Here is an 18,978-nt window from a genome sequence, read left to right as displayed (position 1 = left end):
AATATTCCTTTCTAAAAATTTGTCTTTTGTGTTTTAATTTATGCACTTTTAATTTTATTAATCACATAATTTAATATCTTACTATTTAATTACACTACCTTTTCCAGATACAGAGCACTGCTCCATGCTTTTTCAAGTGCTGCCCAATCTCTTACCGGAAGTAATTCTTTCCATGTTTCTATACTTGTCTTTGATGGTCTTGTATAGGTGTGTGAGTTTGTAGCTTCTTGTATTTGTGCATAGTACCATGCATTTTTATTAGAGTTATCTGTCCATGTCTTCATATTACTTAACAAGTGGTCTTTATCCGGCGTTCTCTCTAATACTGCATTCATTAGTGTTGCTGCTTCTGCTCTTGTGATTTCCTGGTCTGGTTTAAAGTTTCCATCCGAATATCCGCTTATTAAACCTAGAGATGCCAGTTTATTTATTTCACTTTCTGCCCAATTTCCCTTTACGTCTGTAAATTTATTATTTGTCAGCGAACTTGTATCTGACAGGAATCTTGATGCCATTGTTGCAAATTCACCTCTTGTGATTTTTGCATTTGGCTTAAAGTTTCCGTCCGGATATCCTGTTACTGCCTTTGCATTGCTTAGTGTTGATATTGCGTTGTTATACCAAGTTTCTGCTCCAATGTCATTATAGTTATTTACACTACTCCAATTGCTGTTTCTGGAATCGTCTGTCATCATTCTAAAGAATATTGTAGATACTTCTGCTCTTGTGATTTTTCCTTCAGGTTTTACTGTTCCATTTGGATAACCTATCATATATGCGTAGTGGTCATCTTTATTTAGTGTGGTTGTACTTCCTCCACCACTCCATGTCCAGCCTGTTGATATTGATGGTTCATCTACTAGCAGTTCTCTACTTGGAACGTCTTCTCCATCTACAACTGCAATATTCTTAATCTTATCTCCGCCTTTTGCTGAACTATTTACTTTAACTTCTATAGTCATTGTAAATGTTTCACCTGATTTTATTTCAGGCACTGTATATTCTATTTTTTGCCCTGAAATTTTCGCTGTACTTGGGGTTACGGACTTAATATCTAGTTTACTTGGAATATTATCTGTTATTAAGATATTTTTAGCAGCTGTGTTTCCAGTATTTTTTACAGAAATTGTATATTTAAAAGTGTCTCCTATTTTTACTTTGTTGCTTGATAAGTTATCTCTCTTCGTACTTACTAAATCTACTTCTGTAGGTATTTCCTTTTCCCATATTGCATAAAGAATAGTATCTTCTGTTATTACAAAAGTATCACCTTCAATAAATTCTGCCGCATTTGCATTTTTATCTATAGACCAACCTGAAAATACATATCCATCCCTATATAAATCATTTTGTCCCAGTACTGTTACCTCTGAATCACTCATATATTTCCTGCTATCTACCGGGGTTGTTCCACTTGTATGACCGTTCCCGTCATAGGTTATTTCACATCCTGCTCCGGTAAAATAAAATGAAAATCCAAAATCAAAAAACACTTCTTTCTTCCAAGCATTTGGGACTTCAATATAGCCTTTAACCTCATCAAGTTTTATAGATTCTCCATCTTGTAGTATTTCTCCATCATTCATAACTTCTCTTATATGATCATTTGCAAGTTCAGATTTATCATAATATGATTTAATTCCTGAAAAATCTCTTTCAGATGTTTGATAGTAGTCCGGTTCAATACTAATAGGTCTGGAATTGTTATCGAATGTCAGTCTGATTGAACTGCCATATAAAAAATCAATTGCCATAGCTAAGACTTCCGGGTCTGATTCCATTAGATAAAAGTTTCCGCCATATGCATACGTTGCCGCTTCATCAGCTGATATAGTACCTCCACCCTTTAACCACATATCTCCTTCTTCGACGAAATCTTCTGCATATCCCCAGGTTTTAAAAAAATCTAAAGTTCCATCATTTAATTTTTCATAAGGTATGAGCCAATTCTGTTTATTGCTTTTCCCTGAGCCATTTGCATAGTACGGGACGATTTCAACTTGAGCTGAATTTGGTTCCCCAAGAACATTTCCCAATACAGCATACTTTTGAACACTGTTCAATTCATCTAATGATTCTACATTGTAAAATGCACATATTAAGTCTGCATATGTCCTGTCATAATCAGCCTCCATGGTTATAGCTATCCCAAGATAATTTTTAAATGTAAAAGCACTTTTAATCAATTCCGGAAATGCATTCATTTGTAACAGAGTTACTGATGCAGCAGTATTTGTTAAATTATTTCCCGTTAAACCTAAATTCTTTCCAGGATTGCTGGAAAAATAAGATATTATCACCGGATTTATAGCCCTTAATGGCGCCATTGAAAGGCGTGTATTCTTTCCATCAAAATTTTTACTCTCAAGTGTTTTTCCTACAACCTCTTCACCTAACATCATTGGAAGATATTCCTGCCACACGCTTCCATATCCATAAGTGTACATCTTTGAATATTTATGATTCAATATTTCTCCTGGGATTGGATGTACAGTTTCTCCTGCAGGTATCCAATTTTCTGTCCTGAATTCATAGTCTTTATATATTATCTCACGGCCTGATTCATTGACTATTTTTATAGGAAATGTTTCCAGCTCACCCCAATTCAAACTTACACGCATCATCATCTCCATATATCCTGAGAGCAAATCTCCATTTACTTCCACTTTATTTCCCACAAAATCATCGGATGTTATTGTGTAGACAAAATAACCTTCATCATCCTTCTTTAAATTTCCCATTTCATCTAATAACCACCCATGTTTAAAATTTACTGACTCATTTCCCTCTGCTTTTACTACATTTCTATTATTATTGCTTTCCATAGCAAATCCTTCAAAAGCTGTAAAAGATACCATTAAGAATACCAATATTAATGAAATTATTTTTTTAATTCTTTCTTTACTCATTACTTTTCCCCTTTAAATTAATAAATTTTTTTCCATTAATACCCAAATCTCTATTTTTATAACTGCAGAATAATAATTTATTTTTAAGCGTAAGTAAACAAAATCTCAATAGTCTCTGATTTTTTTTATACAAATAAGACAGTCCTTAATATTAAGAACTGTCTTATTTGTATTATTTAATTTTTAAAATTATTTATTATTTAATTACACTGCCCCCACCTGATGCAGAGTTGGCACTACTCCATGCTTTTTCAAGTGCTGCCCAATCTCTAACCGGAAGTAGTTCTCTCCATGTTTCTATACTTGTCTTTGACGACCTTGTATAGGTGTGTGAGTTTGTTGCTTCTTGAATTTGTGCATAGTACCATGCATTTTTATTAGAGTTATCTGTCCATTTCTTCATATTGCTTAATAAGTGGTCTTTATCCGGTGTTCTCTCTAATACTGCATTCATTAGTGTTGCTGCTTCTGCTCTTGTGATTTCCTGGTCTGGTTTAAAGCTTCCATCTGTATATCCGCTTATTAAACCTAGAGATGCTAATTTATTTATTGATTCTTCCGCCCAGTTTCCCTTTACGTCTGTAAATTTATTATTTGTTAGTAAGCTTGTATCTGATAGAAATCTGGATGCCATTGTTGCAAATTCTCCTCTTGTGATTTTTGCATTCGGTTTAAAATTCCCATCCGGATATCCTGTTACTGCCTTTGCATTACTTAGTGTTGATATTGCATTGTTATACCAGGTTTCCGTTCCAACGTCATCGTAGTTATTTACACTGCTCCAATTGCTGTTTCTAGAATCATCTGTCATCATTCTAAAGAATATTGTAGATACTTCTGCTCTTGTGATTTTTCCTTCAGATTTTACTGTTCCATTTGGATAACCTATCATATATGCATAGTGGTCATCTTTATTTAGTGTAGTAGTTGTACTTCCTCCACCACTCCATGTCCAACCTGTTGATGTTGATGGTTCATCTACTATCAGTTCTCTACTGGCAATATATTGCCCATCTACAAGGGCTACGTTTTTAATCTTATCTCCGTCTTTTACTGAAGTATTTACTTTCACTTCTATAGTCATTGTAAATGTTTCACCTGTTTTTATTTCAGGTACGGTGTATTCTATTTTTTGCCCTGTAATTTTTGCATCTTTTGGAGTTACAGATATAACGTCTAATTTGTTTGGTATTTCATCTGAAATTTTTACTTCTTTTTTATCTATATTGTCTGTATCTTCAACTGTAATTGAATATTTAAATACATCGCCTATCTTTACTTTGTCATTTGATAAATTATCAGTTTTTAAAATAATTAATTCATCTACATAGCTAATATCATAGTTATTATATGCTGTGTCATATTCTAAATCAGCTGGAGTTGACAATGACTTTAGCCCTTTAACATTAGTTTTATATACTCCATAAATTTTAGGAAAACTATCTTTCGCCAATCTATAGAATCCATTTCCTGCTGTATTTTCTGTAAATTTCGAATCACTTACTTTTAGTGGACTATAGTATATAAAGTCTTCATCTGTTGTAATTCTATCTTCTCTTGGAAACACATTTATAGCGCCACCATTTATACTTGCAGTGTTTTTAGTAAAGTTAGAATTAGAAATTTCTACAGAGTTTGCTAACTCTAAATGAATTCCACCACCATAAGTCGCCTTATTTTCATCAAAATCACTGCTTGCTATATTTAGCTTTCCCTTATCTCCATAGACGTATATTGCTCCTCCCAGTGATTCTTCAGGTTCTTCCTCACTACTAGTTTTATTATTTGTAAACTTGGAATTATTAACATTTGTAACAGAATCATAAACTACAACTGCTCCACCCCAACGATTGACACTATTATCAGTAAAAGTGGAATTATCTATTTTTGCATCAGAATCCATTATATAAAGAGCTCCACCTGAAGCTGATTTTTCTGTACTATTTTTAGCAAAGTTAACTGTATCTAATACTACTATGTCACTATTCGTAAATACTGCTCCACCATCTCCTCCGGAACCTGTTGTTTTATTCTCTTCAAATTTTGTATTTCCTATGGTTAAGGTATCTTTCTCTTCAACAGGTGATTTACCGCTGTATATTGCTCCACCAAATCCATTTTCATCACTGGTGCTGTTGTTTTTAAAATTTGCATTTGAAACAGTTAAATTAATTCCAGTCGGTTTTTCACCATAGGAATTTTCTGCATTGTCATTTATATAAATAGCACCGCCACCGGCTATTGCTGTGTTGTCTTCAAAATTCCCACCATTTATCTTTACAGTTGCATTATCAAAGTGTAGCGCTCCACCTTTCCCTGCTATTGCTCCAAGTTCAGGATCTCCATACGTTGCAATATTGCCAATGAAATCTGTATTGTTAATCTCTATAGATTTCGAAGATTTTCCCGGTGTGTAAATAGCTCCACCATTATTGCTTTTATTGTTTTTAAAAGTACTGTCATCTATTTTTAAGGAATTTTTCTCCGTAAAATAAATTGCTCCACCATTGTTTCCAGTCGTATTTTCTATAAATTTTGTATCTCTTATATTCATAGATCCGCCACCATTTTCATATTCTTGACCTGCTTCAAAGTAAATGGCTCCCCCTAGCTCCCTAGCAATATTCTCTTTAAAACACCCATCATTTATATTTATAGTTCCCGCATTTCTTATAACACCTATTGCACCACCTAAAGCAGTTGAATTTTTTTCAAAGTATCCATCATTTATATTTATAGTTCCGGAGTTGTCATTAATGCATATTGCGCCACCATAGTAATTAACTGAATTACCTTTGAATTTATTATTACTTATATCTATAGTTCCGGAATTACGTTGAATATTTATTCCTCCAGCGTAATAGTTATCTGATTTATTATTTTCAAATAGAGAATTTTCAACAATAATTTCAGCATCTTCTTCTGCAGCATCAATTATTAAAGAACTCATTTTATTGTTTATAAATTGTGAATCGCTAATCTTTAAATATTTTGCAAAACTGCTAATTGCCCAACTTTTCCCACTGCCATCAAAAATTAAATTTTCAAAAGTTACAGCGGAAGCCTCTTCACTTATAGTAAACATAAACCCATAATAATCATCTGACGGCTTTAATATTTTAAACGACTTACCTTTCCCTATTATAGTCAATGGTCTTCTGATATATATTTCCCCATTCATCTCAATGTCATTAGCAATTATTATAGTGTCCTCAGTTCCCTCTTCTATAGCTGTCTTTAATTCTTCGAAATTTGTAACTTCGATACCTGTTTCTAAATTTTCTTCATCTGATAGTACTGTAACTTTAGCAGATAAAATATGTTCTATATTCTCTACTGTTTGTATTTTTACATTTTCTACATCATCAATAGATTTGGAATCTTCAATATTTTTCAAAGCCTTATCTACTTCAGTTTCTATTAGTCCTACAACCTTTTCTTTATCATCTACTTTTATTTCACCTGATTTTACTTTTAAAATACTCTCATTTACAATTTTTTTTATTTCCTCCGTTATTTTTAATTTCAAATCAAATAATTCATCGCTTACCTCTTCTATATCTTCTTCAAGATTTTCAAGATTTTCCTCATTTAAATCATCATTTACTTCGGCCTCTTCATCGGTACCTTTCAGATTGGCATTTTCTGTCATTGATGATTCAACATAGTTATTTCCACCCATTGCAAATTCTTCAACTGGCGTTAAAACCACAATTACAAGAGCTAACATCACTAAAAACAACTTATAAATTTTACTTTTTCCCATTTATTAATCAACCTCATATTTATATTTTATAAAACTGTCTAAAATTCAATGTTATAATAGTATACCTTATTAATATTATTTGTAAATACACTTTTCCTTGAATCTTATATTAGCAAATATTCTTAACATCTAAATAAGAGTTATTACACCGCTTAATCACTCTTTCACTTTCTAATTCATCCTTTTTTAAAAGCTCTTACTTATAAATTTAATGTTTAGTTATTTTATGATAACACTTAAAATCTCCTTTCAAAGTAAAAGTAAAATTTATAAGCAAAACAACCTACTAATCCTAGGATTAATAAGTTGTCCAAATTTATTTAGATATTTAAAATCATGTATTTCTATATTTTAATTATATATCTACAACTAAAAACTTTCTATATTTCCAAGTATTTTTTTACTTATCCAAAACCAATATAATATAAAAAAGAGCAAACTACTTTAAGGTCCATCAACCTTTAAAAGCAATTTGCTCTTTATGTATTTTTTTAAATACCGATATATTTTAACTATTCTTTAACATCTCTTCATATACTACACAAAGTTCATCAGGTATTTTAAATGTATATAGTTTCCCATCATTTATTGTAAACAAAAACAGCATTCCCAAATTAGTAAATTTTTTTAAATTTACATATACATTTTCATCTGAATAGTCCACTACTCCATTGTAAAATTCATTAAATGACTTATGTTCTTCAGCTGAAAATTTTAATAATCTTTCTCTAAACTCCGCTTTAATTTTTTCATTTAATTCTGAAATCTTTTGATTTCTGGTAATTTCATCATCTACATAGTAATTTTTTACCAGCAATTCCAAGTAATCGTCCTGTATAATTTCCAATGTTTCTGAAAGTGTTTCCAACTTAGGATGTTCTATAGTTTCTACGCTAAATAGTTCTCTTACAAAGTTATTCATTTTATTCTCCTACTTGTAGTTATTTCGTTTCTATATAAATTATAGTACAATTTCACTTTAAAACAATTTAAATATTGAGACCTAACCTAACAATCTATAGGAACTTTAGTTCCGTCATAGATTTTATGCAAAAATTTCCCAAGAGAACAAAGTTCGATTGGTTGAAATTCACTGCTAATCTTTGATTTCGTTGTAGGTCCAATGTCAAATTTTCCCAAGAAAACGAAGTTCGATTGGATGAAATTTACTGCTAATTAATTCTTAATCTTATCCTTTGTCCATATACTCCAAGTTTTTTATCCACACTTATAAATATTCACATTAAAAAAGGCCGGTTACCCAGCCTTTAAACTTAAAATTTATCCTATATCCGCTTCTATTAAACCGTAGTTGTCGTCTTTTCTCTTATACAGTACTTCCACTTGATCTGTGTCAGCATTTAAGAATACAAAGAAGTTGTGATTTAGTAGTTCCATTTGAAGTATTGCCTCTTCTTCATTCATAGGGCGTAAATCAAATTTCTTTCTTCTAACTATTTTACCACTTTCAGCTTCCGGTTCATTTGAAGTTACATTTTCAAATCTAATAGTTTCTGAATTATCTTGATATCTTCTTTTAAGTCTAGTTTTATATTTTCTAACTTGTCTTGCCAAAGCATCTACAGCTTTGTCAATTGACATGTACATATCTTGAGTTGTCTCTTCAGCTCTTAAAATTGTACCTGGAAGAAAAACTGTTACCTCTACAGTCATACTATTTTTTTGTGTCGAGAAAACTACCCTACCTTCTATTTCCTCATCAAAGTAATTATCGAGCTTTGAAAATTTTCTTTCCGCTTGCTCTTTTAAGCTTTCAGTAAGTTCTAGGTTTTTTCCAACTAATTTAAGTAACATATTATACACTCCTCTCAGTCTTGTTATTTACTTCTACCCTATTATTTTAATTCTATTCACAAAGTTTTCCTGTGGATAGTGTGGATAAGTCTGTGCACAAGTGTTGTTTTCTCATTTTAGGGTGTGGACTTATTGTGGATGGTTTCTTGTGGATGATTTTTTAGTTTTACTCTGGTATAATTAAGTATTGAATGGTGGTAATTATGAGCGTAAAAAAAGTGAATTTTAAAATAAAAATAGGTATGAGGGTAATAAAGACTGCAATTGCAGTTATTTTAAGTCTTTATGTTTCAATTTTATTTAAACTTGACTCCCCAATATTTACCTGTATTCCCGCTATTACGTCTATGAAATCATCTTTTTCAGAAAGCTACAATGACGTTAAAAAGAGGATGTTTTCTGCTATTTTTGGTGTAATTCTTGGTGTGTTGTTTTCATATATAACTCAGAACCAATATATTAAACCTCTTTTAGGTGGTTTGGGAATAGTAATTATAATATATATACTACAAGTTTTTGACATGAAAGAAATGGTTCTTTTATCATGTCTTGTTTTTATTGCAGGTTTTACATCAAAGTCAGATAAGTTAATATATGGCTTTAATAGAATATTCGGAACTTTTTTGGGAATTGTAATTGGAGTGGCTGTAAATTACTTTATTTCTTCTCCAAATGTATATGAGGACTTTATTTCAAATGCCAAAAAAACTTTGGAAGAGACTAAAATATTTATAATCGAGTTGATTTCTACAAAGAACCATGATATTGAATCTTTTGACTCTGCTTTTAACAAGACTATTAAAAATTATGACCTGCTTCTGTCTGAGCTGTCCACTCCATTTCACGTAAAATTTGACATGGACTCAGCAAAGACAATTACAGATCTATTTAAGGATATAAGTTTGAGATTTAACTTGTTAAATTCCTTTGACAAGTCGCCCTATGTATATAAGTCAAATAAACTTTTAATTAACAAAATTTTTTCCTTTGACTTAATAAAAGATGGGGACTTAGATGGAGAGTTAAATTCTGTATTTAACTACCATATGCACAGAATATTGGAAAATATTCTAAAATTAGAAAAGATTATTGGTGAACATGATGAATAATATTAATTTGTTAGTATCGCAAACAAAATTTAATTTTGCACTACAATTTTATGAACAAATTAATGACTTTATTGCCTTTACGAACTCTGAAAGTGAAGTTTACGATTTTTTAAAACTTTCCATTGATATTAGAGAACTAAAGGCATTTAGAATTTTAGACGATAAGAGTTTTAGTGATGATTTAAAGTTAATTTTAAGATCTTTTTCTAAATCTACTACTCACTTAAATGACAACATAATTGATTCCATTTCCAAGTCAATGTCAAATAGTTACTGTACCGTTATTGATATTGAATCCGTCAGTGAAGAGAAATTTTTCGTATTTGACAGGTTTCTCAAAAAAAATATAGAAGTAGAACACTCCTCTCTACCCAAAGACTATTTTAAAGCCTCTGACACGGCCTTTGTAAGACTTGTTGAGTTTGATGGGTATGTATTTGTACTAAGTGTTATAAACACTCTGGAAAGGGCACAGGAGACTGTATTTGTGCAAATGGTGGACAGCTTTTTAAAAGAAAACTTATCCGTAGAAAATGATAAGTCAAATACTGAATCTCAAAAGATTTCGCTTTTAAAAAGTAACTTAATAGACATATTCTTTTTATTTTCTATGTCACAAAGCAGTTTTTCAGACTACGATATGGAAATTGGAGCTAATGAGCAAAGTGAATCTATAAGTGTGATGTTTAATGTAAAAGACCAATTAATACTTGAAAAGTTTTTAGAGTATTCCGCTCTTAAAGATGTCATTGACGTTGAAGAATTTTTCTACTATGTCTCTGCACTCTATTTAAATCAACTTGAACCAATTGGAGAAACTTATTCTACTTTTCAAAATTACGACTTTAAAGTTATTTTTGATAGAGCCTCTAAAGATGGTTTTGTCCACTCAAAAGTTGAACTCTACAGGTCTATTTACTATTTAAAAGAGTACTATGAATATGCCCTTAAATTTGATGAGGTATATAAAAATCCCCTTATCGAACTTGTAGACTGCATGGATAGATTTTTTTACTATGAGAAAAATTTATCTAGTTCAACTAAACACTTTTACTTTGATGAAGATTTAGTTGAACTTATCCCTGATGACATGTCTATTGAGTTTTTAGATAACTTCAATACTTTTTTGGAATTTTTCACACTACACAATGTAAAAATTTCCAAGGGAAAAAATACTATTACACCCTACTTTGTAGGTCAAATTGCAGCTGAATTAAATTTAACTCCCACAAGAGATGTAAAAGTTCTAACTCAGTCGCACTATCCTCTCATTGAATTGTTTTTTAACTTTTCCATGAGTACCGACCTCATAGAACTTGAACAAGACTTTTCCACTTTGGACTTAACTGACAATATTTCAAACTTCTTTTCCTTTGAAGTTTCAGAACAGTTTGCAATATTTATTCACTATCTGTTTAACAGAGAATTTTTAAGTACTTTCTTAAGTGAAAAAAAGATTAAAGACATCTCCTCTATATTTTACAACTTAGTAAAAAAACTTGAAGAAGATAATTCCGCCTCTCTTGAGGGGTTAAATATATCTCGTGAGGATTTTTTTATATTTCAAATACTGGAGAGGTTAGAGCTTATAAATGTAAATAAGGGCATTATAAAAAGCACTGAACTTGGAAGTGTTGTACTAAAACACTGTTTCAAATACTATAATAATTCAAAAGTCATTGAATTTAAAAAAGCAGCCAAGTAGGCTGCTTTTTAAGATAAATCTCTCTTTACTTTTAAATAGACTTTAAATACATTGTATTCTATTTTAAAGATTTTTTAATATTCGAGAGAGGTCGAAGGGAATTGCGATTTTCCCTCATGCCCTCCCTCGAGCACCCTCCCCTTTAACAATCTATAGGAACTTTAGTTCTGTCATAGATTTTATGCAAGAATTCTCCACGAGCATTAGCGAGTGGATAGAATTTACTGCTACACCCTTGAAACGCTTTGAGACCTAACAGAAATCTTTGATTTCGTTGTAGGTCCAATGTCAAGTTTTCCCAAGGCTGAAAGACTTGGTTGAAAACTACGGCAAGATTTCGTCATAAAATTTACTGTTACACCCTTGAAACGCTTTAAAAATTTAATGTCTCAATATTATTTTAATAACTTTTAAATGTTAATAATTTTTAAATATTTTATCAAAAGAATATAAGCAGACAAGTAGGCTGCTTTTTAAGATAGGTCTCTCTTTAATTTTAAATATACTTTAAATACATTGTCTTCCATTTTTAAAAATAAATTTCCTCCAAGTATCTCTGTTAGGTTTTTAGCTATATAAAGTCCCAGCCCTGAACCTTCAGTGTTTCTGGATTTTTCCGACTTTACAAGTTCGTTAAATAGATCTTTTTCACTTAACTTTATTTCAGTATTGGATATATTTTCCATAGAAAAGAAAATATATTCATCTGTACACTCTGCATTTGCAATTATCTGCGTTCCCTCTTTTGAGTACTTATAGGCGTTGGAAATTAAATTTTGTATAATTCTGGAGAGTATATTTCCATCTGAGTACAGAGATATTTCTCTATCTCCATAGTTATATATAAATTCTACATTTTTTCGCTTCAGTACTTCGTCAAAATCGCCATATATTTGAGATACCAATTCATTAAAATCTATAAATCCCTTTTCCACTTTTACATCGCCGGATCCGGTCTTTGAAGCATAAATTAAATCTATTACTAAGTTTTTTAACCGCTCTGAATTTCTACCAAGTACTTTAACATATTCCCTAGCTTCTTCATCCATTACGTCTTTTTTCCCAAGTATGTCTGTATAATTTACTATTGATGTAAGTGGTGTCTTTAAATCATGAGAAATATTTGTTATTAACTCTGTTTTTAAATACTCTGTCTCCATTTGCTTTTCTACAGATTCTCTTATTTGCTCTTTAATAGATTTTAAAAACTTTGAACTCTCAACTGTTTTTTTTGACGCCAGTGATGGAACTTCACTAATTTCGCCCCAATTATATAAGTCCTCTATTAAGTCTGTGAGTATTAAATTTTGAGTGTACATATTTTCAATTCCCAGTACTATTCTGATTACCACTAATACTAAAAAACTTGCAAAACCCGAGTAGTCAATTTGAATTAGCAGCATTCCCATAAATAAATTTAAAAATACAAACACCAAGTACATCTTATTTTTTTCTGATTCAAGTGCTAACTTTAAAGTAAATATTGAGTTTATTAAATTTTTAGAAAACAACTTTATAATCACTACGCCTAAAAAAATCAATAAACCTGAATAGTAGCCAATTTTTCCATATATTAAAGAACCCATTATTAGACAGTTTAGCAAAACCCACTCCAAGTCAATATCATCTCTAATATATCTATAGGCCTCTTTTAGCTCCAATTTTATACTTTTTACAGAAGCCATTATTTTTCCTCTATCTTATATCCCATTCCATAGACACTTTTTATTAAGTCGGGCTTTCTGGGATTAATTTCAATTTTATCTCTCAAATGCGATATGTGAACTGAAATTACTTTTTTTACATCGTGGGCTTCTTCTTCCCAAACTTCTTTATATATTTCATCTGAACTAAACACTTTGGACTTGTTCCTTATTAGCAAGAGCAAAATTTTGTATTCATAGGGTGTTAAACTCACAGACACATTATCTACTAGCACTTCTTTTGAGCTGTCATTTATTGTAACTCTTCCAATGCTGTAGACGTCTTTGTCTATTTCCGCACTTCCAAGTGTGGTAAATCGTCTTAACACTGAATTTACTCTGGCAACCAGTTCTATTGCATTAAAGGGCTTTACAATGTAGTCATCTGCCCCCACATTTAACCCTATTATCTTATCAGTTATCTCAGATTTAGCTGATAGTATTATAATTGGAATGTTCTTCTGTTCTCTTATCTTTAATATTGTGGAAATTCCATCCATTCCGGGCATCATCAAATCCATTATAACTAAGTGAATTTGCTCCTCTTCCAATATTTTTAGTGCTTCTAATCCATTATAAGCTTTAAAAACTTCATAGCTTTCTGCTTTTAAATATATTTCTATTGCTAAGACTATATCTTTTTCATCATCACAAACAAGAATATTATAACTCATAGTATTCCCCTTTCTTTACTTTTTCATTTTACCATATTAGAATTTTTTATGGTATAATTTTACATTATGAGGTGGTAAAATGCTTGATTTTCTTAAAAAAATAATATATAAATACCAAGACAATAGCATCTTTATATTTTTTGATAAGTTGACATACAGATTTCTGGAACATAGAATTTTTGAAATTAGTGCAAGCTTAGTATATTTTACCATTCTATCTTTATTTCCATTTTTAATTGCACTGTTAAATGCAATTAACTTTACAGATATTTTAAGTTCAGAGACACTTCTAAGCTACTTAGAATACATTCCTCAATATGCAAAGGACATAGTGATAAATTTTATAAGTGAAATTAACACTACCAGTTCCGGAGGCCTCTTCTCAATATCTGTGATCTTGGGTCTGTGGACTTCTTCAACTATTATAAAACAAATTATGAAAAATATAAATTTAGCTTACGGTTCAAAGGACAAGAGAAACTTTTTTAAGGCCAAGGCAATTGCATTTGTATTTACACTGGCTTTGATTTTTATGATTATGCTCCTACTTTCAACTCAAGTCTTTGGAGATTTAATAGTTGAGAGAATTGTAGATTATTTTAATTTAGACAGTGCAGTTTTATCCACTTGGAATTCTTTAAGTTTATTTTTTCCAATTTTATATATAATTGTCATGTTAGTGCTCTTATATAGGTACAGCTTAGATCCAAAGCTCAGACGAACTGTAAAGTTTAAAGTCTCAATCCCCGGAGCTGTTATTGCAACTTTCGGATCAATTTTTGTAACTAAACTCTTTGGATATTATGTGAAGAATTTTAGCAACTACTCTATTACCTACGGTTCTATTGGAAGTATTATAGTGCTTTTAATTTGGATATGGCTTATGAACATGATTATACTACTTGGCGGAGAAATAAATGCAATTCTCTTTTCAATGTACAGCGAAAAAAATACAGACATACTTCAAAGAAAAGAGTCTGTACTAAAAAATTTAATTAAAATGATTGACGAGTAGCTACTACTAATGCAGCTACTTTTTTCGCGCCTGCTTCCTTTAATACTTTTGCCAATTCTTCTATAGTAGACCCCGTTGTAATTACGTCATCTACTATAATAACACTCTTTCCATCTACAGCTTTTCTACAGCTAAAAACTCCCCTTAAATTCTCCCCTCGATCAAAAGAAGACAACTCCACTTGTTCTCTGGTTTCGCTATTTTTTTTAAGAAGAGGTCTATAGTCTATTAGTGTGTTTTCTGAAATGTATTTGGCAATTAATTCACTTTGATTGTATCCCCTCTTCTTTAGGGAAGTCTTGTGCATTGGAACTGAAGTAATGGTTTCATAATTTTTATGCAAATTATTTTTCAAAAGTTTTCCAATTAACAGCTCCCCAAAAAAACTATATAGATATGTCTCATCTTTAAATTTAAACTTCACCATTTTATCTCTTAAGAAGCTGTCATATTCACAGCCTATATAAATTTCATCTACATACTTAAACTTCTTGTAAAAAGATATATTTAAATTTAAATTGTCATAGCAAGTTTCGCAAATTCCATATTTGTATAGTTCTTTGGAATCACAAAACGCACATTTTTTCTTCAGTACTTGCACTTCTTTAAACATTAAAATCTACCAGCTTTTTACACAAATTTGAATATCTCTTAGACACTCTGTTATTTTTTATCATTATGTCCAAGTACTTATACTCTCCAACTAATACTACAGCTTGTTTTGCTCTGGTAATTGCAGTGTAGATTAAATTTCTGGTTAAGAGTATATATGGTGCGTAGTGTAGAGGAATTATAACTATTGGAAATTCAGAACCCTGAGATTTGTGAATAGTAGAGGCATAGGCTAGCATTAAATCATCTATGTCGCTATATTCGTATTTAACTTTTTTTACATCGTCATATAGCACTACTACAGACCTGTCTTCTTCATCCACTTCAACTATATATCCAATATCTCCATTAAATACACCTTTCCCATCTTCTACATAAAAATCCGACTCTATTCTAAATTCAAGGTTGTAATTGTTTTTAGTCTGCATGACCTTATCGCCAAGCCTTAAAATATTTTCTCCAACTAAAATTTCACTTCCCTTTGGGTTTAGCGTTTTTTGTAGTGTCCTATTTAAATTCGCCACTCCCACCACTCCCTTTTTCATAGGTGAAAGCACTTGAATTTCTTTGCTTTCAATACCATAGTAGTTGGGAAGTCTCTTACTTACAAGCTCTGAAATAGTATTTAATGACATATTTTCATCTGACTCATTTATTAAGAAGAACTCTCTATTATTTGTTATTTTAGGCGGCTTGCCACTGTTTATCAAGTGAGCATTTTCTATTATCATAGACTCTTCAGATTGTCTAAAGACCTCATTTAAATTTACAACTTTAATTTTTCCACTTTCAATTAAATCAGCCAGAACGTTCCCTGCTCCCACTGACGGAAGTTGATCTTTATCTCCAACTAAAATTAATCTGGTTCCCAACTTTATTGAGTGAAGTAAAGTATTCATAAGCATTAAATCTACCATACTCACTTCATCTACTATTAACACATCACACTCTATTAAATTTTCTTCTTCATATCCATAGTTTATACTCTCATCGTTGGAAAAACCTATTTCCAAGAGTTTGTGAATAGTAGATGCATCTCTTGATGTGGCTTGTTTCATTCTCTTTGCAGCACGTCCTGTGGGCGCAGCAAGTAACACCTTTTTCTCCATTAGCTCAAAAATTTCTATAATGGCCTTAAGTGTGGTAGTCTTTCCGGTTCCCGGTCCGCCTGTTATTATAAGCATTCCATTTTTTACAGCTTCTTCTACTGCCAAACTTTGATTTTTTGCAAATTTAAAATTTTGCTTTTCTTCAATTCCCTTTAGATAGTCAGAAATTTCCATAGAATCATCAAATTTATAGTTTACAATTTCATTTAACTTTCCGGCAATGTAATTCTCCGCTCTTAAATATGGTGCATAGTAACAATTTACTTCATCTTCTGTCTTCTCAATAAAAAATCTGTCATCTAGAGAAAGTTTTCCTATTTCACTTTCCAAATCTTCATCGCTAGAGTTTATTAGCTTTTTAGTTCTCTTTATTAAGACGTCTTTTGGAAGAAAGCTGTGCCCTTCTAGAGCTGCCATTGAAAGAGTATATTTTAATGCAGCCCGTTTTCTATCTTGAGAGTCTTCTTTAAATCCCATTGACCTTGCAATGCCATCTGCTTTTTTAAAACCTATGCCCTTTATGTCCTCAGCCAACCTATAGGGGTTTTCTCTTATTACGTCAATTGCCATTGCATCGTATTCTTTGTATATTTTCATAGCAAGACTTGTGCCCAAATCATATTTATTTAAAAAAATCATAATTTCTCTAAGATCTTTATTTTCACTTAGAGCACTTTTTATCTTTTCAAATTTTTGTGGTCCTATTCCATCAATTTCAAGTAATCTTTCAGGATTTTCCTCTATTATTTTTAAAGTTTCCTCTTTAAAAGAATCCACTATTTTTTTTGCAGTTTTTTCTCCTATAAAGGGAATTATTCCACTAGACAGATATTTTATAATACCCTTCTCAGATTGGGGAAGTATTTCACTTACTTCCTGAATTTGAAACTGTTCGCCATACTTTTTATGGTGAATAAAATCTCCCTTTAGCTCATATTCCATTGAAGTTTTAAGCTCTATACAATTTCCCACAATGGTCAAACTCTCATTTTCTGAGGAAAACACTGCAACAGTGTATCCATTTTCTTCATTTCTATATATAATTTTTTCTACTATTCCATTAATTTCAATCATTGTACTCTCCTAGACTAATTGTATTATAAAGAAATGAATAATAAAAGATTATAAGTACATTTTATAAAAGATACTAAGTAATTTACTTAGTATCTCCTATTTACTTTAAATATTCTCTTAGTGTCTCAACTTTGTCCAACTTTTCCCATGGAAGGTCTAAATCATCTCTGCCAAAATGTCCATAAGCTGCTGTCTGTTTATAAATCGGTCTTAGTAAGTCCAGATTTTTTATTATTGCAGCCGGTCTTGCATCAAAATTTTCTTCAACTATTTTTTCTATTTCATTATCGGATAACTTGCCTGTTCCAAAAGTTTCCACATAAATTGAAGTTGGCCTTGCAATTCCAATTGCATATGCAAGTCCTATTTCACACTTATCTGCAAGTCCTGAAGCCACTATATTTTTAGCAATATATCTTGCATAGTAAGTAGCTGACCTATCCACTTTAGTTGGATCTTTTCCTGAAAAAGCTCCACCGCCATGACGGGCATATCCACCGTAAGTGTCTACAATTATCTTTCTACCGGTAAGCCCTGCATCTGCAATTGGACCGCCCAATACAAATCTTCCCGTTGGATTTACATAGTACTTTGTATTTTCATCTATCATATTTTCCGGAGCAACTTTTAATATAACTTCTCTTAAAATATCTTCTCTTATAGTTTCTAAATCCACCTCAGGATTGTGCTGTGTAGAAACTACTACGTTTTCAATTCTAAGAGGAATTCCATTTTCATATTCTATAGTAACTTGAGTTTTTCCATCAGGTCTAAGATAGTCAAGTGTGTGGTCTTTTCTTATTTCAGTAAGTCTCTTTGCCATCTTATGGGCTAGAGAAATTGGAAGTGGCATATACTCCTTTGTTTCATTGCAAGCATATCCAAACATCATACCTTGATCCCCTGCTCCAAAAGAATCTAACTCATCTATTCCCTCATCTTGCTTAAATCTATCTACCCCTAGAGCAATATCCGGGCTCTGCTCTTTAATTGCACTTAGAACTGAGCAAGTTTCATAGTCAAAACCAATTTTTGCCCTATCGTATCCTATTTCTTTTAATGTATTTCTAACTACTGATGTAAAATCAACATATGTTTTTGTGGAAATTTCTCCAGTAATTAAAATTAATCCTGTTGTAGCCACAGTTTCACAAGCGACTCTGGCATTTTTATCTTTTTCTAATATTGCATCTAAAACAGCATCAGATATTTGGTCACATACCTTATCAGGGTGTCCCTCTGTAACTGATTCAGATGTAAATAACCACCTGTCCATTTTTTACCTCCTAAAGCATTTAATACTCTGCAAATCATAGCATTTGCTTAAAATTCAAATAAAAAAACCTCATCCAGAGGAAAAGGCAATAAATGTCCTTATCTTCCAGATTTCTCTGTGGGATTTGGCACCACATAAAAGGTTGCCGGGTTTCATCGTGCCCATTCACTCCACCACTCTCAATAAGGTTTAAATTAAATTGTCAATTTAG

12 protein-coding genes and 1 riboswitch are annotated in these 18,978 nt (G+C 31.5%); of the genes, 3 read left to right on the top strand and 9 right to left on the bottom strand.

All coding sequences use genetic code 11. The features are described 5' to 3' along the window. Window positions 1-89: 89 nt before the first annotated feature. The 4 genes from BUB47_RS03100 to hpf all read right to left on the bottom strand — a co-directional run bounded on the left by BUB47_RS03100 (window position 90) and on the right by hpf (window position 8,490). On the bottom strand, window positions 90-2,909 hold the full coding sequence (locus tag BUB47_RS03100) for an S-layer homology domain-containing protein (RefSeq protein ID WP_073183675.1): 2,820 nt from the start codon (window positions 2,907-2,909) through the stop codon (window positions 90-92). A 196-nt stretch (window positions 2,910-3,105) separates the two neighbouring features. Next, window positions 3,106-6,675, bottom strand: a complete 3,570-nt coding sequence (locus tag BUB47_RS03095; protein WP_073183673.1) for an S-layer homology domain-containing protein — start codon at window positions 6,673-6,675, stop codon at window positions 3,106-3,108. 508 nt (window positions 6,676-7,183) lie between these two features. Continuing rightward, window positions 7,184-7,597: a hypothetical protein gene (locus BUB47_RS03090; RefSeq protein ID WP_073183671.1), complete on the bottom strand. Its 414-nt coding sequence runs from the start codon at window positions 7,595-7,597 to the stop codon at window positions 7,184-7,186. Window positions 7,598-7,956: 359 nt separating this feature from the next. Next, window positions 7,957-8,490 carry a ribosome hibernation-promoting factor, HPF/YfiA family gene (gene hpf / locus BUB47_RS03085; RefSeq protein ID WP_073183669.1) on the bottom strand — a complete coding sequence of 178 codons (534 nt, stop codon included), beginning with the start codon at window positions 8,488-8,490 and terminating at the stop codon, window positions 7,957-7,959. Window positions 8,491-8,693: 203 nt separating this feature from the next. Here hpf and BUB47_RS03080 point away from each other — a divergent pair, with 203 nt between their 5' ends. After that, complete coding sequence (locus BUB47_RS03080) at window positions 8,694-9,599, top strand: FUSC family protein (protein WP_073183667.1); 906 nt, start codon at window positions 8,694-8,696, stop codon at window positions 9,597-9,599. Next, window positions 9,592-11,304: a hypothetical protein gene (locus tag BUB47_RS03075; protein WP_073183665.1), complete on the top strand. Its 1,713-nt coding sequence runs from the start codon at window positions 9,592-9,594 to the stop codon at window positions 11,302-11,304. Before BUB47_RS03080 ends, BUB47_RS03075 begins: the two co-directional genes overlap by 8 nt. Window positions 11,305-11,777: 473 nt before the next feature. Here BUB47_RS03075 and BUB47_RS03070 read toward each other — a convergent pair whose 3' ends face one another. Beyond that, on the bottom strand, window positions 11,778-12,989 hold the full coding sequence (locus BUB47_RS03070; RefSeq protein ID WP_073183663.1) for a sensor histidine kinase: 1,212 nt from the start codon (window positions 12,987-12,989) through the stop codon (window positions 11,778-11,780). Beyond that, complete coding sequence (locus BUB47_RS03065) at window positions 12,989-13,681, bottom strand: response regulator transcription factor (protein WP_073183661.1); 693 nt, start codon at window positions 13,679-13,681, stop codon at window positions 12,989-12,991. Before BUB47_RS03065 ends, BUB47_RS03070 begins: the two co-directional genes overlap by 1 nt. A 79-nt stretch (window positions 13,682-13,760) precedes the next feature. Between BUB47_RS03065 and BUB47_RS03060 the strand changes: the two genes are divergently transcribed. Further along, window positions 13,761-14,696: a YihY/virulence factor BrkB family protein gene (locus tag BUB47_RS03060; RefSeq protein ID WP_073183659.1), complete on the top strand. Its 936-nt coding sequence runs from the start codon at window positions 13,761-13,763 to the stop codon at window positions 14,694-14,696. Here the strand turns inward: BUB47_RS03060 and BUB47_RS03055 are convergent. The 3 genes from BUB47_RS03055 to metK form a co-directional block, all read right to left on the bottom strand. Continuing rightward, window positions 14,677-15,309, bottom strand: coding sequence for a ComF family protein (locus BUB47_RS03055; RefSeq protein WP_073183656.1), 633 nt, complete (start codon window positions 15,307-15,309; stop codon window positions 14,677-14,679). The genes BUB47_RS03060 and BUB47_RS03055 overlap by 20 nt on opposite strands. Then, window positions 15,302-17,491 carry an SF1B family DNA helicase RecD2 gene (gene recD2, locus BUB47_RS03050; protein WP_073183654.1) on the bottom strand — a complete coding sequence of 730 codons (2,190 nt, stop codon included), beginning with the start codon at window positions 17,489-17,491 and terminating at the stop codon, window positions 15,302-15,304. Before recD2 ends, BUB47_RS03055 begins: the two co-directional genes overlap by 8 nt. 100 nt (window positions 17,492-17,591) lie before the next feature. Next, entirely contained in the window at window positions 17,592-18,767 is a 1,176-nt protein-coding gene (gene metK, locus BUB47_RS03045) for a methionine adenosyltransferase (protein WP_073183652.1), read from the bottom strand. A 95-nt stretch (window positions 18,768-18,862) separates the two neighbouring features. Then, window positions 18,863-18,956, bottom strand: a riboswitch (SAM riboswitch). Window positions 18,957-18,978: the final 22 nt, after the last annotated feature.

The organism is Anaerosphaera aminiphila DSM 21120 (assembly GCF_900129925.1).
In the GTDB taxonomy this organism is placed as follows: Bacteria; Bacillota; Clostridia; order Tissierellales; family Peptoniphilaceae; genus Anaerosphaera; species Anaerosphaera aminiphila.
The sequence above is the reverse complement of the archived record's forward strand: the minus strand, read 5'-3'. Positions and strand labels throughout refer to the sequence as shown.

What these genes read in the sequence shown, in the direction of transcription:
- BUB47_RS03100 (WP_073183675.1), bottom strand. Translation starts at nt 2,909, where the DNA reads ATGAGTAAAGAAAGAATTAAAAAAATAATTTCATTAATATTGGTATTC.
- BUB47_RS03090 (WP_073183671.1), bottom strand. Translation starts at nt 7,597, where the DNA reads ATGAATAACTTTGTAAGAGAACTATTTAGCGTAGAAACTATAGAACAT.
- BUB47_RS03060 (WP_073183659.1), top strand. Translation starts at nt 13,761, where the DNA reads ATGCTTGATTTTCTTAAAAAAATAATATATAAATACCAAGACAATAGC.
- BUB47_RS03055 (WP_073183656.1), bottom strand. Translation starts at nt 15,309, where the DNA reads ATGTTTAAAGAAGTGCAAGTACTGAAGAAAAAATGTGCGTTTTGTGAT.
- BUB47_RS03065 (WP_073183661.1), bottom strand. Translation starts at nt 13,681, where the DNA reads ATGAGTTATAATATTCTTGTTTGTGATGATGAAAAAGATATAGTCTTA.
- BUB47_RS03075 (WP_073183665.1), top strand. Translation starts at nt 9,592, where the DNA reads ATGAATAATATTAATTTGTTAGTATCGCAAACAAAATTTAATTTTGCA.
- metK (WP_073183652.1), bottom strand. Translation starts at nt 18,767, where the DNA reads ATGGACAGGTGGTTATTTACATCTGAATCAGTTACAGAGGGACACCCT.
- recD2 (WP_073183654.1), bottom strand. Translation starts at nt 17,491, where the DNA reads ATGATTGAAATTAATGGAATAGTAGAAAAAATTATATATAGAAATGAA.
- hpf (WP_073183669.1), bottom strand. Translation starts at nt 8,490, where the DNA reads ATGTTACTTAAATTAGTTGGAAAAAACCTAGAACTTACTGAAAGCTTA.
- BUB47_RS03095 (WP_073183673.1), bottom strand. Translation starts at nt 6,675, where the DNA reads ATGGGAAAAAGTAAAATTTATAAGTTGTTTTTAGTGATGTTAGCTCTT.
- BUB47_RS03080 (WP_073183667.1), top strand. Translation starts at nt 8,694, where the DNA reads ATGAGCGTAAAAAAAGTGAATTTTAAAATAAAAATAGGTATGAGGGTA.
- BUB47_RS03070 (WP_073183663.1), bottom strand. Translation starts at nt 12,989, where the DNA reads ATGGCTTCTGTAAAAAGTATAAAATTGGAGCTAAAAGAGGCCTATAGA.